Origin of the sequence: Actinospineispora spinosispora DSM 44797 (genome assembly GCF_000429025.1) — a bacterium.
Taxonomy (GTDB): Bacteria; Actinomycetota; Actinomycetes; order Mycobacteriales; family Pseudonocardiaceae; genus Pseudonocardia; species Pseudonocardia spinosispora.
On record NZ_AUBB01000030.1, the window covers coordinates 40,350 to 55,899 of the forward strand.

Genomic DNA, 15,550 nt, shown 5'->3' on the forward strand with positions numbered 1-15,550 from the left:
AGTCGCCGGGCTCGCTCACAACGCAACCAGACAATGAGTTACGCCCGATCAGAAACTACCTGGATAACCAGTCAAGTGGATGGTTCATTCCCAGTAATACCGTACATTTGATGCCATCATGCCGTGACGCTCGCGGAATCGATCCGGCAACGTGGGGCGACGCGTCCGGTCGTCAGGTGAGTCGTCGGTCGACCTGACCGGTCGGATTCACAGGCTGATCACCAGGTCCCAGCGGGCGGGTCACGGCACTCTCACTCTGAATCGGCTGGCTTTCCCGGTCCGCGGATCCCGCTGCAGAGATCCGACAACAGCGAGAGTGACCTTCGGCTCCCGGAGCCCGGCCGCGACCAGTGCCGCCGTCAATCGGCCTGCCAACTCGACGCCGGGTGTCCCGATCACGTCGACGTGAATCCCCTGGGGCTCCTGGGTGACCTGGTACTCGACCACACCGGGCTCGGCGAGCAGGGCACTGCGGATCGCGTGCGGATGAACCGCCACCGTGTCGAACCGCATCAACTCGTCGTCACGACCGCGGACGGTCACCCGGGGATGGCCGTGCTCGGCCGCATCCGGCAGGCGGATCATTCGGTCGGTCAGCTCGTAGCGGATGAGCGGTTGAGTTCGGTTGTACAGGTTGGTGATGAGTATCTTCGAGGATTCTGTTCCATCTGGTACCGGTCGGTTGTCCGAGTCCACCAGCTCGACGATCGCCAGATCACCGGTGAGCACGAACACCGGGTCGCCGGGCGCGGTGGTGCCGTACAGACCTTCGCTGGTGCCGTAGCGACTGCCGACGGGGACACCGAACGCCTCCGACACTCGCGCTCGTACCTCCCGCGACAGCGGCTCGCTGTGTGCCCGCACTTCGATCGGCTCGATCAGCAGCCGCCCGGCCGACTTCTCCTCGGCCAGCTGCGCCAGCACCGAGGGGTAGCCATGCAGGTTAGTGGGCGGTGCGGCATTGAGCCTGCGGGTGATCTCGGCGATGGGTAGCGTCGCGGGGATGCAACTGGTGGTGTCCAGCGCACCGCCGTACAGCGAGACGGTCGCCCGAGTCGCGTGCACCGCCGACCCTGCCGCGACCATCGTCCGACGCAACCCACCGGGCGGCAGCGGACCGGTGGCGAGCGTCCTGGCCAACGCGTCGCGCAGCGCCCCGAGTCGATAGTGCACGGCCGCGTCTCGCTCGTACACGAACATGCCACGCTCGCCGGAACTGCCGCCCGAGGCCAAGACCATGTACCGGCCCATGAGCTCGGTCGCCTCGGTGCCGGTCGCCCCCAGATGCGCTTCGGCTACCGCCCTGGTGAGCCTGCGGTCGGTCACCACGCCGTCGAACGCAGCCATCATCTCGGTCTTGGTCATCGTCGGCATCCGGGCCAGGTCGGCGAGTTCGACGCGGGCCGGATCGAGCCCGCTGTCCCGAATCCGTGCCGCGTGAAACGGCGAATGTGTGGCGGCATGGCTCAGCAGTTCACGCAGCGCGCCCCGTTGGTGCTCCAGCAGACGCGCCCTGTTCCAGGTACGGCGTTGCAGGTGCTCGGGCAACGCTGCCCGCAGCGCGGCGTGCCGCGCCGCGCGTCCCACACTGTCATCGGATGCCATGTGTGTCCTTTCGCGCAACCATCGTGAGTGCTACCCGGCGGGAGGGAAGGACGCGGCGAGCCGCTCAGCCAGAGCGATCACGGTGAGATGAACATTGGCCGACGGCAGATAAGGGATGACCGAAGCATCCATGATCCACAGGCGGTCCAGTCCCCACACCTTGCCCCGGCCGTCGACCACCGCATCCGAGATGCCGTCCTTTCCCATCCGACAGGTTCCGACCGGGTGATGAAAACTCCGCACCGGGTACGGAAAACGATGTGGCTCGACCATTTCCTCACCGGGAGTCACTATCCGGTCGAGTGGTGCCGTCCGGGCGATATCGCTCAGACACCCGACGGCGGCCACTGCCGCCGCCTGATCCGAGGCCCCGGGCAACCAGTCCAGCTCGATCCTGGGGGGAGCGGCCGGGTCCCGACCGCGGAGTCGTACCGATCCCCGCTGAGCGCGGGCATCACAGATCTGCACGTTGAGATCCGTGACGCTTCGGTCACCCTCCAGGTAACCCGAGTACGGCAGCACCTGGTAGTAGCGGCGCTCTCCGTTCACCTCGGTCACGCCGGTCAGCAGGCACTGGTACCACGGATTCCCCTCGGCCGGAGCCGGAATCTCCAGCCCGAACCGGCACGAGATCTTCGCATGATCTTGTAGGTTCGCGCCGACTCCGGGCAGTGATTCCACGATGGGTACGCCGTGGCGTTCGAGTTCGGCCACCGGTCCGATTCCGGATCGCAGCAGGACCGCAGGCGTTGCGTAGGTGCCCAGGGCGAGAATGACCGCGTCGGCATCGACCAGGTCGGCCGCTCCGCGCGCGTCGACGATCGCTACCCCGGTGGCCCGTCCACCCCGGAAGCGGATTCGATCGACGAGCACTCCCGTGCGAAGCTCGAGGTTCTCCCGGGCCAACGCCGGATCGAGGTAGTGGTCGGCGGGAGTCTGGCGTTGCCCATCGACCATGCTCAACGGAACCGGACCCACGCCCAGCGCACCCGCCAGATTATGGTCAGCGACCCAGTCGTGGCCGGCGTTGACGGCCGCTTCGGCAAAATATTCCTGCAGCTGCAGCCACGGTCGGGGGTGGCGGCTGATTGAAATCGGCCCGGCCGAGCCATGAAATGGCGTGGAGCCGAACTCTCGATCGTTCTCGATGAGGCGAAACCACGGAAGCCAGCTGTTCCAGTCGTAGCCATCGACCGCACCGCCCCACCGCTGATAGTCCTCGGGGCGACCGCGGAGAGCAACGGAGCCGTTCGTCGCCGAACTGCCGCCCACTACTCGACCGCGTGGCACGTGTTGTCCCGTCGCCGAGTACTCGGTGTCAGCGAGGTAGCCCCAGTCGTGGGATTCGGTGACGATTCGATGCCCGTGGCGCAGTGCCTCGGGCCAGCTCCCCGGCCGATAGTGTGGACCGGCTTCCAGCAGGACCACCTCGTTGCGGGAATCCCTCGCCAGTCGTCCCGCAACGACGCAGCCCGCGGTACCGGCACCGCAGATCACGATCCGCATGATGTCCCCGTAGTCAGGTGCGGAATATCAGAGCTTTCCCGCACCGACTCGAAGTCGATCCAGACCTTCCTCGAGGACGTCGTCCGGGCAGGCATAGGTGAGCCGGACGTGGCCCTCCCCCCGGTCGCCGAAGGCGGTGCCGGCAACGACCGCGACCTGATGCGCTTCGAGCATGTAGTCGGAGAACTGCTGGGAGGTCAAGCCGGTGCCCCGGATATCAGGGAAGACATAAAAGCTACCGTCTGGTTCGCTACACGAGATTCCGTCGATCTTGTTCAGAGCGGCGACCGCTCGATCTCGTTTCCGGCGCAGCAGCTCACGAGTAGCGGCAACGTGGTCTTGGGGACCCCGCAGCGCAGCTAATGCCGCGAGTTGTACGAAGGCGGCGACGTTGGTCACCGAGTTCTGTTGGAAGATATCGAGCTCAGTAATGGTGCGCTTGTCCGCGACACACCAGCCGATCCTGAATCCGGTCATCGCATACGTCTTGGAGAACGTGTCGACGACAATGGACTGATCCGCCATGCCCGGCACCGAGGACACCGACTGATGGATATTCGGTGCGTACACCAGCTTGCTGAAGATCTCGTCGGTGAGCACCGTGACGTTCCGGCTGCTGCAGATCTCGGCTATTTTCTCGGTGTCTTTGATCACCATACCGTTCGGCCGCTGCGGCGAGTTGAGGATCAACATCTTGGTGCGCGCCGTGATCTGGTTATCCAGCGCGTCGAGGTCGACGCCGAAGGATGGCTCCACCAGCGGGGCGTATACCACTCGACCGCCCGCGTAGGTGATCCAGAATTCGTCCGGTGGGTAACCCGGGTTGGGGAAGATGACTTCATCCCCCTCTCCGACGATCGTGAGGATCGATTGCGTGAGCGCGTGTTTGGCACCCATGGTCACCAGGACTTCAGCGGGCTCGGTCGGCCGACCGCGGGTGCTCATTTCTTCGGCGATGGCCTCTCGCAGCTCCGGCAGGCCGGGGCCGGGCACGTAACGGACGTGCCCGTCAGCGAGCGCCTTATTGGCCGCCTCGATGATATGCGGAGCGGGCCGGAACTCATCACCTTGAAAGTCGCCCTTCTCGAAGTGAATTATTCGGACGCCTGTCTCCCACTCCAGCTCCTGTGCCTTACGCATTGCCGCCCACTGCTTAGGCAGCGTGAAATGAGACGTGCGATCGGCGAAACGCGCGGGGCGATCCACTGACGTCTGGGTCATGCTTTTCTAGCTCCTCAGCGTGGGCGAACTCTGCTGTGGCAGCATAGGGACGGTCACACGTACAGGACTAGGCACCAAAATTCGTCTTCGAAGTCCCAGCGATCCGTACGCGATATCCGAAGTGAGCCTGAGATGCGCTCCTTTATCAGCAATCACTCAGGCGGTGAAGCAACCAGGTGCACAGCCGACAGCGCATGTCATGCCCGCAGTGACGCTGCGTCCATGTCGATGTTCATGACCTCGGCAAAGCGATACAGATCCACGTCATAGGACAACAGCGTCGCATGATGACGCCACGCCACCGCCGCGATCATGCAATCCACCATCCCCCGGGGGGTGACCCCCACCCGCCGACAGGTCCGATAGATCCGGGTCGCGGCATAGAAGTCGGTCGGGGCATCGAAGCGCAGCAGGTGAAACCGCAGCAACAGCCGCCGCAGATCCTGCTCCCGGGCGTCGTTGCGAGCGCCGGACAGCACTTCCATCACCACCGGCTCGGTGTAGCCCAACGGGCCGTCCTCACCGATCAACGCGGTCATACGTTGATCAACCGGGCTGCCGGTGGCCCGGTCGTACTCCACCCAAGCCGAAGTATCGGCCAGGATCACCGGCCACCACGCGGTGCGCTGTCCTCCGGCAGGTCCCCGATCGCACCGGCGCCGCGCATCCCCAACGCCTCCTCGCGACTCATCGGCTGGCCAGCCAGATGCCGCAGCGCCAGATTCACCGCCTCGGTCTTGGTGTGTACCCCGTAGCGATCCATGATCGCTCGAACATCGTCGCCCTCGAGCTCGATATTCGTTCGCTCCCTCGCCATACACAAACCATACACGAAAGGTGTACCGCAGATGTATGGCCAAGGGGACTGCAACGGCACACCGTCAGCGGGGCATCGTACCGGGGCGGGCGGGGCTGCGCCCGGCAGCTGTCGTGCCTTGATCACCACGGTCTGGTGGCTGTTTTTTCGCCTGACTACAGCCACCAGGCCGTGGTGATCAAGAAAGCCGGTGCGGGTGGCGCGGATGAGACTGGTGGGGCTGGGTTGAGGAGTTTCCGGGCGCAGCCCGCGCACTACGCCGCCGCCCGGCCAGCACAACTATCGCGCAGCCACATTGTCCCCGGTCCAGACCGCAGTAGACAGGGCCACCGACAAAACCGTAGGCCAACAGCTTGATCCACTTAAGGTAAGCGGCATTGATGTGCACATAGCGCGGTGTGACCACAAGGTGCGCGGTGTGCGCAACGAGTGCGTGGGACCCACGAACGGCGATCCTATCCTCCAACGCATCGGTCCGTCTTCCCTGAGAGGTCTGACTCAAGCTCCTTCAGCACTAGCGAGATAAAGCCTTCCAGGTGGCTAATCACTCGTGATACGGTGGACTGGTCGACGAAAAGTAGTTCCCGATTAACATTCTCGGCGATTACGGTTTAGAGTGGGTGATCGCCACTTTAAGTTTCTAGCCGAAGGGTTAAGTGGCGCAGCCTGTCGATTCAAACTACTTCACGCGGCGAACTACTCAATCCGCGTGACGGATTCGAGACGCTGAGGTTTCGCAGAATCCGAATAGCAGGGGGTATCAATATGGCAGCATCTAGCGAATTCGAGAATTCGAGAGAAAGCCGCGAAGAGCTGTTTAGATTGATCGGATACAAAGCGGAGGAAACTCCGGCAGAGACCGTAGCCATCTCTTCGTTGGTTTTACAGCGCTCGGTGCGCACGTCAGGCGCGGACGAAGAACACGTACGCAACCTTGCCGGCACATACTCGCCGATGCCGCATATCATGGTCCAGCGGTCAACCATGATCGTCATCGACGGTGCGCACCGAGTCCACGTGGCATTAGCTCGGGGAGACACGGTCGTCCGCGCACATTTCTTTGACGGCGACGATCGCGAGGCGTTCGCACTCGCGGTCAAGCTCAACTCTTCCCATGGCCTCCCGCTGTCACGTAAAGACCGACAGGCCGCGGTGGACCGGTTGCTCGTCATGTGGCCCGACTGGTCCAATAACACCATCGGGTTCTTTGCCGAGGTATCACCACGTTGGGTGGCAGAGCGCAGACGGTGTCTGGACGCGGGTCGCTGGGACTCGACGGTGCGCTTCGGCCGGGATGGCCGTTCACGACCGCTGCACACCGCGCATCAGCGACGTCACGCGTTTCAACTGTTCACCGACAACCCAAAGGCGACGCTGCGGGAGATCGCACACCGGACCGGGCTGTCCGTCGGCACCGTGCGCGATGTCCGGCTGCGGTACGAATCGGGCCGCGACCCGGTACCCCTCAGGCAGCGACGCGATCATGATCTAACTGTGCCCAGGCCACGCGCAACGCCCGATGAGCCCGCTGATGACCTGTCCACATCGCACCCGGCCAAGGAAAATCAGCGCCGCGGCCGATCGGAATTGATCAACCATCTGCGCCGCGATCCAGCGTTACGTCAGTCCCAGACCGGGCGGTTCCTGCTGCGGGCACTCGATCCCCTGGCGTGGGAACCGAACGGGTGGCGCGCAATCGCCAAAGCGGTACCGGCCCATCTCCGGGAGACTGTCGCGGTCGCGGCGAACGAGTGCGCCGAATTGTGGTATTCCTTCGCGGATGCGACAGTGCAGCAGGAGCCGTTCCCGGCCCGGGAGATGGCCGGCAGCGAATTCTGACTCCCCGGATGTGGTGTCGATATGGGGCGCCAGATGCACCCGACTACCCTCGGCCGAGCCGGTGCGTCAGCCCCGTAACCGCCTGAATGACCTGGTCCTGGCAGTCATCAGTGACGGCCCGGCTGAGCGGGAGAGATAACACCTCGTCCGCCCAACGGTCGGCGACCGGCTGAGGCCGCTGAGGCCCGAAAACCGGCTGCCGGTGCAGAGCCACCCGATAGTGGACCTGGGTCGCCACCCCGGCGTTGGCGAGTTCCCTAGCCAGTCGGTTTCGCTCCGGGTGCCGGATCACGAAGAGATGGTGCGCATCGATTACTCCGAGCGGCGCAGGCTGCAGGAGCAAGGAGCCGGGCAGAGACGCGCGATAACGGTCTACTCGTGCGGCGCGCTCCGCCTGCCGCTGGTCGAAATGGCGCAGCCGGACCAGCAGCACCGCAGCCTGGAGCTCATCCATCCTGCCGCTGATGCCCTCTTGGTCGAATTCATCTCGCCGTCCGGACGTCCCGAGGAATCGGGCCGAGGCGGCCCGCGCCGCCACCCTCGGGTCATCAACCACCACTGCCCCCGCGTCGCCGAGGGCGCCGAGGTTCTTGGTCGGATAGAAGCTCAGCGCGGCTCCGTGGCCAAGCGAGCCGACCGGGTGGCCGTCCACCGACCCGCCAAGCGCGTGCGCCGCATCCTCCAGCAATAAGATGCCGTGCTCAGCCGCGATCTCACCGAGCGCCGCGACATCGACAGGTCTGCCGTAGAGATGGACAGCCAAGATCGCCCTTGTCCGCGGCGTGATCAGGCGCCGGACGGCGTCGGGGTCGATGCAGTAGTCGCCCGGTCGGACGTCGGCGAAGATCGGACGCGCGCCGACCATCGCGATCGCCTTGGCGGTGGCGAAGAAGCTCGCCGGAGTGGTGATGACCTCGTCACCACGACCGATCCCATGCGCGAGCAGCAGGATCTGCAGTGCTTGCGTACCACTGCCCACCCCGATCGCGTACCTGCTCCCGCAGCGCCGAGCCAGCTCACGTTCAAAATGGTCCACTTGCGGACCGTTCAGGAAACAGCCCGATTCGATGACCTCGGTGAACGCATCCCGCAGTTCGCCGGCCAGCTCGCCGACCTCCTCGGCGAGGTTCAAGAACGGCACATAAGGTTTGTTCCACATCAACGTTCTCCCTCGCCGCCCAGGGTTTGGTCGTACTACCAGCACACGCACTCTTCGGTCGACCTCGATCAGGAAACTCCACGGGATCTGCCGATCCTACGGTTCGGATAAGTGAGCATCTCTTCCAGTAATTCTGAGTACGCCGCGGCTAATCCTGACAACATTTCACCGCCTAGTACGCCACCATGGTCCTTCCATGACATGGTTATCCCGTCGGATTCCACGCGGAACATCACCGCTAGCATATAGTCGGAGAAGTCTTCCATGGGAAGCAGCTGCAGTGTGCACTGGTTGTGCCCACTCGTCATCTCGACCGAATGCAGATCGACGCCTTCCGATCTTGGTCGAATGTTCCAGTATTGAAAGAGGAACTTATTCGTGCAACCGCGCGCGGAGGGGCCGCTCAAGCCTGCGGCCCGCAGAATCTCTGGGAACGACAGATCGCCGTGCTCGATACCGGTCGTCAGCTCGTGGAGTGTCTTGTGCATGAAGGTCCGATAGGTACCGTCGGGATCGACCTCATGGCGAAGCGGCAATGGATTGGAAAAGAATCCGACTTGGTCACGAATCTCTCGCTTCGTCCTGCCGTGATAGGGCGTCGAGACAACGAGATCACTGACCCCCGTGTGATAGTACATCAAGAGAACGAACGCTCCGTGATAAATCGCGAGAGTGCGCACGCCGAGTTCTCTGGAAACTCTGCCGGCCATTCGTTGCGAGTCTGCTGACAGTCGGGTATGGAACACTGCGCAGTCCTGCGATCCCGCGACCGCCGGGAAATCCGGTACTGGCGGAGGAGGGGTGAGGCGATTGCGCCAGAACTCTCTGTGGGCGACACCCGCCGAACCCATCGCCACGGCATTCTGCCATTCGGCGAAGTCGGCCAACAGCGGAACGTTGTTCACGGGTCGAAGAGTCGCGCCCCGGTATAAGTCGCGCAGCTGGGCGAACAACAGTGCGCACGATCTGGCGTCTAATACCACGTGATGTACCGTGAGAATTAGCAGGTTGTATCCATCACCATGTCGAATCTCCACTCTCGCCAAGGGCCCGACGGTCAAGTCGAACTGCATGGTCGCGGCCTGCCGACAGGCGAGCTCCAGTGGAAGATCTGTACGGGTCCGAGAAACTGGAATCGCAGGTACATCACTGAACCGCAGCCGAGGGCCGGCCACTGTGTCCACGATCCGCGACCGTAAGATCGGGTGCCGGGTGCCGATCTCGGCAACGGACGCACGCAGCGAATCGAAATCTAGATCGCCCGCCATGAGCATCGGAAAGCATAGGATATGCAGGCGACTTTGCGGATTCATCAGCCAGGACACCCAGATCGACCTCTGACTGAGAGACAGTGGTAGCTCTCTTATACCGTCGAATTCTGCGTCTGCCTCATCCACCACCACTCACCTCCGCTCCCCCGGCGCGGGCGTCAGCGAGCAGGGTCAGGCTCTCCTCGATCTGATCTTGGGTCAGTCCGAAGTCGACGAGCGCGGCGACCTCATCCACTCCAGCCGCGGTCAGATTCGCCATTATTCTCACGGCGTCGGCTGAATCACCCATCAGTCCGCGATTGCCGAAATATTTCTCGAAAGCGCGATTCAGCACAGCCTCCCGGTCCGGGGCAGACGCTGTCTTCAGATCCGCGGCCTGTATCCCACCGCCCATGGACCGCAAGAGCTCGCTGTGCTCGAGAATGTACTGTTTGAGCGGCTCCCGGCAAATCCGGCGCGCTTGCTCTCGCGTATCACCGATGAAGGTGTGTGCCATCACCGTGACCCGACCCGTCTTCGGATCCAGGCCGGCGTCGGCCCGGCTACGCCGATAGCTGCGCACCCGATCGGCGAGTTCGTCGACGGACAGGCTCAGCAGCGCGGTGAGGACATTGGCGCCCAGCCGTCCAGCGCGAACGAAACTGTCCTCACTCGCGGTCGCGCTGAGCCAGACCTGCAGATCGGGCTGCGCGGGCCGGGGAAAAGTGCGCACCGACTCGACCCTGCCATCGCCGGTGCGCACCTCAATCGCCTCGCCACGCCAGAGCCTGCGAACTGTGTCCAGCTCGCGTTCGAGCACGTCGTACCGGTCCGCGAAGTTGTCCGGGGCGAAGGCGAAATCGATCGGATGCCAGCCGGTGGCGAAGGAGATCGCCACTCGACCCCGGGAGATCTGGTCGACGACCGCCCACTCTTCGGCCACCCGCATCGGGTTGTGCAACGGGAGCACAACGCTCCCCGCCCGAATCCCTACCCGCTCGGTCACCGCGGCGATGGCGGCTCCGAGCACGGACGGATTGGGGTAGGCGCCACCGAAACTGTGGAAGTGCCGTTCCGGGGTCCAGATCGCCTCGAATCCGAGGCGGTCGGCGACCTTCGCGGTACGCAGTACGACCTCGTAGGAACTGTCGGTGACTTCGTCGACCGGTGCGGAAAAGAAGATCACACTCAGGGCGGGGGTGCCCGGGGCCGGGCGCTCGACCGGGGTGGCGAGCGGGCGTCGTTGCGCGGTGGTGACCGGCGTCGGCGCCACAGGAGTCTGGGTGACCGCTGCGGGTCCGACCGGGTCCATCTGGTCGGCGGCCCGCTCGATCTGTCTGCGAAGGGCGTCGAAGGTCGGTTCCTCGAAGAACGCCTCCAGGCTCGCGGACGGAGCGAGCTGCTCCCGGACCCGGGACAGGAGGCGGACCGCGGCCAGGGAGTGCCCTTGTTCGAAGAAGTCCTCATGAGGGTTCACTTCGGTCAGCCCCAGAACCTCCCGCCAGATCGACATCAGCCTGGTGGTGACGTCGACGATCACGGTGTTCCGCTCGTCGCGAGAGGTGCTCACCTCGCGTGTGTCCGGTGGGGCGAGGTCCGTGGGTCGCGTCGGCTGCCGGCCTGGAACGGTCCGGGCAGTCCGGTCGATCCAATGGCGGTTCCGTGCGAAGGGGTAGCCGGGGAGGTCGACGAGGCCGGCCTGCCGAGCTCCGTAGTCGATGCGCAGGTCGGCGCCCCGCTGCCATAGCCGGGCGAGCAGATCCCGCCACGGGACGGCTCCGGCTCGGTCCGCGCCCAGCCCGGCGACGAGGTGCTCGTCGTCGAGTACCTCGCTCGCCCCGGCGAAGGTCTGGAGGGCATGGCCCGGCCCGATCTCGATCCAGCAGTTCGGCCGCAGGTCGCTCACGCCGTCCAGGGCGGCGGCGAACAGGACCGGTTCGGTGATCTGGCGAACCCAGTAGCCGGGGTCGGCAAGCACTGTGGCGTCGGCGAGCTGTCCGGTCAGCGTCGAGGCCATCGGGGTGTGCGCGGCGCCCCAGGGTATGTCGGCCAGCGCCTCGCGAAGTCGGTCGGCGGCGCTGGTCATCATCGGATGGTGGAACGCCCGGCGCGAAGCCAGCTCGGACGCCCGAATTCCATCGCGGCGCACGGCGGCGAGGAATTCCGCCATGGGCGCCGGTGATCCGGACACCACGGACAGGAACGGTGCGTTCACCCCGGCGACTACGCAGTCCCCGGGCAGCCGCCGACGAACGTCCGCTTCACCCAACGAGACCGCCACCATGCGTCCCTCGGGAGCCTCCTGCATCAACCTGCCGCGCTCCACCACGAGCCGTGCGGCATGCTCGAGAGGAAGGACTCCGCTGACGGTCGCGGCGGCGAACTCACCGACGCTGTGGCCGACCACCGCGACCGGCTCGAGGCCGAGGTCGCGCAGCCAACGGGATGCCGCGTACTGCAGGGCGAACAGCACCGGCTGAGCGATCGCAGTGGTCTCCAGCTCAGGATCACCGCGAGCTACCAGCCCGGCCAGGTCCCGCCCCAGCGTCGCGGAGAGCTCGTGGCAGCTGTCGTCGAAGTACCACCGGAATGCCGGAACGTCTCCCGCGAGCTCCCGGGCGGTGGTGCCCGCCTCCGTCCCTTGTCCGGAGAACATGAGCACTGCGCGGACCTCATCGTCACGCCTGCCGAATCGCTGGTCGGCGACCGCGTGCCGCAATCCCGTCGCCGCTTCGGTGGCGCTCGCCGCCACCTGTGCATGCCGCCACGTGCCGCCCGATCGGCCGCGCAATTGCGCCGCCACTCGGCTGATCGGCACGTCGGACAGCGCATCGAGGTGGTCGGCGAGCGTCGAACAGTAGCGGGCCAGTCCCTCCGGCGATCTCGCCGACAGGGTGAGCACCCTGGGCTTCGAGTCGTCGGTCGTGGTGCCCAGCGGCGAGTGCTGCTGGAGGACCACATGAACGTTGGTGCCGCCCATGCCCAACGAGGTGACGCCGGCGGCGCGGACCTGGCCGGGGTTAGGCCAGACTTCGCTGTCCTCGGGGACGAAGAACGGCGTGCCCGACCACTCGATCCGGTCGGTGGCCTTCTCGAAGTTCGCCACCGGGGGAACGACGCCGTCCCGCACGCACAGCACTGCCTTGACCAGTCCCAGCACCCCGGCCGCGGCGTCGGTGTGGCCGATGTTGGCCTTGAGCGCACCCAATGCGCACGTCCGGTGTGCCAGGCCGTCGCCGAAGGCCTCACGCAGGGCAGCCAGCTCGACGCCGTCGCCCAGCGAAGTGGCAGTGCCGTGCGCCTCCACATAACCGATCTGCGCCGGGTCCATGCCGGCGATGGCGAGCGCCTCGCGGATCACTCCTACCTGCCCGTCCACACTGGGCGCGGTGAACCCGACCTTGCCTCGGCCGTCGTTGTTCAGTGCGGACCCGGCGATCACCGCACTCACGACGTCACCGTCGGTGATCGCATCCGACAGTCGCTTGAGTACCACGACACCGACGCCGTCACCGAGGACGGTGCCGTTGGCTCTGATGTCGAATGGGCGGCAGTAGCCGTCCAGCGACAGCGCGCTGCCTTCTTCCAGCGTGTAGCCGCGTTCGTCGGGCAGAGTGATCGAGACGCCGCCCGCGATCATCACGTCGGCCTGGTAGGTGAGCAGGTTCTGGATCGCCAGATGGATGGCGACCAGCGAAGACGAGCAGGCCGTTTGAACAGTGAGTACGGGGCCACGCAGGTTCAGCTGGTAGGCGATGCGGGTGGCGAGGAAGTCCTTGTCATTGCCGAGGCGGGCATCCAGCAGGTCCGCCGACGACGGGGCGGTGACGAAACCCGCTTCGACGTGCCGGGACCAGTAGCGGTTCGCTCCACAGGAGGCGATGAGGCCCGCCCGGCCAGGGACTCGGTCCGGTGGGTAGCCCGCGTCCTCCAGGGCGTGCCACGTCGATTCCAGGAGTAGCCGGTGCTGCGGGTCGGTCACTCGAGCCTGCTCAGCGGCCATGCCGAAGAACCCGGCATCGAAGCAGTCCGAGTCCGCCAGCACGCCGTGTGCGCCGATGGTCGTCCGCGAGGGCGCGTCGGCGTCGGCGTCGGCCTGCCACCGGTGGATGAGGTCCTCCCCGGATCGAATGGCATCCCAGAACGTGGCCAGATCCGCCGCACCCGCGGTACGCGCGCTCATGCCGACGACCGCGATCGGCGGCAGGCCTGCGTCTGATCCCATCAAGTACCTTCCCCGTGCCGGTGGACTCGCAGTGACTCCACCGCGTCGACGAACCGGCTCCCTCGGTCGACGGCGTCGCGGCGGACCGCTTCTCCTGAGTGGTCCAGCCTGGCCGCGCAGGAGCGAATGGTGGGTGCGGCGAACAGGTCCGTCACCCGCACCGCATAGCCGAGGGCGACGAGTCCGTCCACGACGTCGACCACCGCCAGGGAGTGCCCGCCCGCGTCGAAGAAATTGACGTCGAGGTCCGTGACGGCCCGGCCGAGAACCTTCTGCCACACGTCCCGAACCACCCGCTGGGTGCCGCTGAGCACCGAGGTATCGCCCCGTTCGGCTCCGCGTCGTCTGATGGCTGTGCCGATCAGGCGGCGCAGGGCCGCCGGGTCGGTCTTACCGTGGGCGTCGAGCGGGATCGCCGCGACCGGTACCACCAGCGACGGAATCATGTGCGGGGGCAGCGTGCCGCTGAGGCCGCGACGTACCTGCCCGATATCCGGCGCCGGACCGCCGCTGACGACCACGGCGCACAATGCCTCGTTCTCGACCACGACCACGACGTCGCGCACACCGCACCGTTCGACCAGCGCCCGCTCCACCTCCTCGGGTTCCACGCGATGGCCCCGGAGGTTGAGCTGCCGGTCAGCACGGCCCAGGAACTCGACGTCCCCGCCGGGATGTGCGCGACCGAGGTCGCCGCTGCGGTACCAGCGCTGCGTCGTGCCCGCCGGGCTGATGGTGGACACGAACTTCTCGGCGGTGAGTTCCGGCCGGTTGTGGTACCCGAGTGCGACGCCCGCTCCGCCGACCCACAGCTCGCCCGTGACCCCCTCAGGGCAGACCCGCCCCTCGGCGTCCCTGATGGAGAGCTCGACGCCCGGAATCGGCGTGCCGATCATGCTGCGGCGCTCGGTCCCCAGCTGATCGAGGTCCACGGTAGACCTCGTGACATGCACCGTGGTCTCGGTGATCCCGTACATGTTGACGAACTCGACGTTCGGGCGGGGCGCGGAGCCCAGGGTTGTGTGGAGCTTGGCCGGATCCAGCCGCTCACCGCCGAAGATGACCAATCGGAGCGCGCCGTGCGCGCCGACGCGCACGACATCGCGCCACAGCCGGTAGAAAGCCGACGGGGTTTGATTGAGTACCGTGATTTTCTCCCGCGCTAGGATCGATGCCAGACGTCGAGGGTTACGGATCTCCTCGTACGTGGCGATCACCAGCGTGGCGCCATAAGCCAGTGCGGTCCACATCTCCCACACTGAGAAGTCAAACGAGAAAGAGTGCGCGAGCAATAGCGTATCGCTTGTTCCGAAATTGAATTCCGCGGCAGGTCGACCGATAAGGCCGGCTAGATTCCGATGGCTTACCACCACTCCTTTGGGGCGGCCGGTAGTGCCTGAGGTGTAGATGACGTATGCGGGGTCATCGGCCTTGACCGGCCTGCCTGGGTTCTCGACCGAATGCCCGGTGGCCTCACCAGGGTCGGTGCGCGTCACACCCAGGCGGGTGCACACATCATCGGCCGCACCGTCCCCGACGATCACGGACAGTTCCGAATCAGTGGCCAGAAATCCCAGCCGTTCCTCAGGGTAACTGTCATCAAGCGGAACGTAGGCCGCGCCGGTCTTGAGCACCGCGAGCACCGCGACCACGAACTCGGGACCACGAGGCAGGCAGATGCCGACTCGACGGCCCGACTGAGCGCCATCGGCACTCAGCCGCAGGGCAAGCGCGTTCGCCCAGTCGTTCAGCTCCGCGTACGTCAATGTCCACGGTCCACGCGCGAGTGCCGGCCGAGAACCCGACTCTCTCACCCTATCCTCGAATATGTCCACAATAGACATATTGTTGTCGGCATATCGCATCGCGGCTCTCTTTCCCCCTGGATTCCAGGCGCAGGCAACAACTAATCTCATATTCAACTGTGT

10 protein-coding genes are annotated in these 15,550 nt (G+C 65.2%); 1 reads left to right on the top strand and 9 read right to left on the bottom strand.

The window, feature by feature from the left end:
- Positions 1-240: 240 nt before the first annotated feature.
- The 5 genes from G406_RS0114940 to G406_RS0114960 form a co-directional block, all read right to left on the bottom strand.
- Complete coding sequence (locus tag G406_RS0114940; RefSeq protein ID WP_028934482.1) at positions 241-1,605, bottom strand: phenylacetate--CoA ligase family protein; 1,365 nt, start codon at positions 1,603-1,605, stop codon at positions 241-243.
- A 30-nt stretch (positions 1,606-1,635) separates the two neighbouring features.
- On the bottom strand, positions 1,636-3,111 hold the full coding sequence (locus tag G406_RS0114945; RefSeq protein ID WP_028934483.1) for a GMC family oxidoreductase: 1,476 nt from the start codon (positions 3,109-3,111) through the stop codon (positions 1,636-1,638).
- A gap of 27 nt (positions 3,112-3,138) precedes the next feature.
- Positions 3,139-4,332, bottom strand: coding sequence for a pyridoxal phosphate-dependent aminotransferase (locus G406_RS46960; protein ID WP_051342122.1), 1,194 nt, complete (start codon positions 4,330-4,332; stop codon positions 3,139-3,141).
- Between the two features lie 197 nt (positions 4,333-4,529).
- Positions 4,530-4,940 (bottom strand): type II toxin-antitoxin system VapC family toxin, encoded by a 411-nt coding sequence (vapC, locus tag G406_RS0114955; protein WP_028934484.1) that lies wholly within the window; start codon positions 4,938-4,940, stop codon positions 4,530-4,532.
- Positions 4,937-5,149: a type II toxin-antitoxin system VapB family antitoxin gene (locus G406_RS0114960; RefSeq protein ID WP_051342123.1), complete on the bottom strand. Its 213-nt coding sequence runs from the start codon at positions 5,147-5,149 to the stop codon at positions 4,937-4,939. The genes vapC and G406_RS0114960 overlap by 4 nt, the downstream gene beginning before the upstream one ends.
- Positions 5,150-5,914: 765 nt before the next feature.
- Here G406_RS0114960 and G406_RS56820 point away from each other — a divergent pair.
- A complete protein-coding gene (locus G406_RS56820; RefSeq protein WP_156934885.1) occupies positions 5,915-6,988 on the top strand; it encodes a ParB N-terminal domain-containing protein in 1,074 nt (357 codons plus the stop codon).
- 43 nt (positions 6,989-7,031) lie between these two features.
- On the opposite strand, the gene G406_RS0114975 is transcribed toward G406_RS56820, so the two are convergent.
- The 4 genes from G406_RS0114975 to G406_RS55655 form a co-directional block, all read right to left on the bottom strand.
- Positions 7,032-8,120 carry a DegT/DnrJ/EryC1/StrS family aminotransferase gene (locus tag G406_RS0114975; protein WP_169736691.1) on the bottom strand — a complete coding sequence of 363 codons (1,089 nt, stop codon included), beginning with the start codon at positions 8,118-8,120 and terminating at the stop codon, positions 7,032-7,034.
- A 95-nt stretch (positions 8,121-8,215) separates the two neighbouring features.
- Entirely contained in the window at positions 8,216-9,550 is a 1,335-nt protein-coding gene (locus G406_RS55650) for a condensation domain-containing protein (RefSeq protein ID WP_084216075.1), read from the bottom strand.
- Positions 9,537-13,622: a type I polyketide synthase gene (locus tag G406_RS46970; RefSeq protein WP_051342125.1), complete on the bottom strand. Its 4,086-nt coding sequence runs from the start codon at positions 13,620-13,622 to the stop codon at positions 9,537-9,539. The genes G406_RS55650 and G406_RS46970 overlap by 14 nt, the downstream gene beginning before the upstream one ends.
- Positions 13,622-15,487 carry a non-ribosomal peptide synthetase gene (locus tag G406_RS55655; RefSeq protein ID WP_169736693.1) on the bottom strand — a complete coding sequence of 622 codons (1,866 nt, stop codon included), beginning with the start codon at positions 15,485-15,487 and terminating at the stop codon, positions 13,622-13,624. Before G406_RS55655 ends, G406_RS46970 begins: the two co-directional genes overlap by 1 nt.
- Positions 15,488-15,550 lie beyond the last annotated feature (63 nt).

What these genes read in the sequence shown, in the direction of transcription:
- G406_RS0114940 (WP_028934482.1), bottom strand. Translation starts at nt 1,605, where the DNA reads ATGGCATCCGATGACAGTGTGGGACGCGCGGCGCGGCACGCCGCGCTG.
- G406_RS0114945 (WP_028934483.1), bottom strand. Translation starts at nt 3,111, where the DNA reads ATGCGGATCGTGATCTGCGGTGCCGGTACCGCGGGCTGCGTCGTTGCG.
- G406_RS46960 (WP_051342122.1), bottom strand. Translation starts at nt 4,332, where the DNA reads ATGACCCAGACGTCAGTGGATCGCCCCGCGCGTTTCGCCGATCGCACG.
- G406_RS0114960 (WP_051342123.1), bottom strand. Translation starts at nt 5,149, where the DNA reads ATGGCGAGGGAGCGAACGAATATCGAGCTCGAGGGCGACGATGTTCGA.
- G406_RS56820 (WP_156934885.1), top strand. Translation starts at nt 5,915, where the DNA reads ATGGCAGCATCTAGCGAATTCGAGAATTCGAGAGAAAGCCGCGAAGAG.
- G406_RS46970 (WP_051342125.1), bottom strand. Translation starts at nt 13,622, where the DNA reads ATGGGATCAGACGCAGGCCTGCCGCCGATCGCGGTCGTCGGCATGAGC.
- G406_RS55655 (WP_169736693.1), bottom strand. Translation starts at nt 15,487, where the DNA reads ATGCGATATGCCGACAACAATATGTCTATTGTGGACATATTCGAGGAT.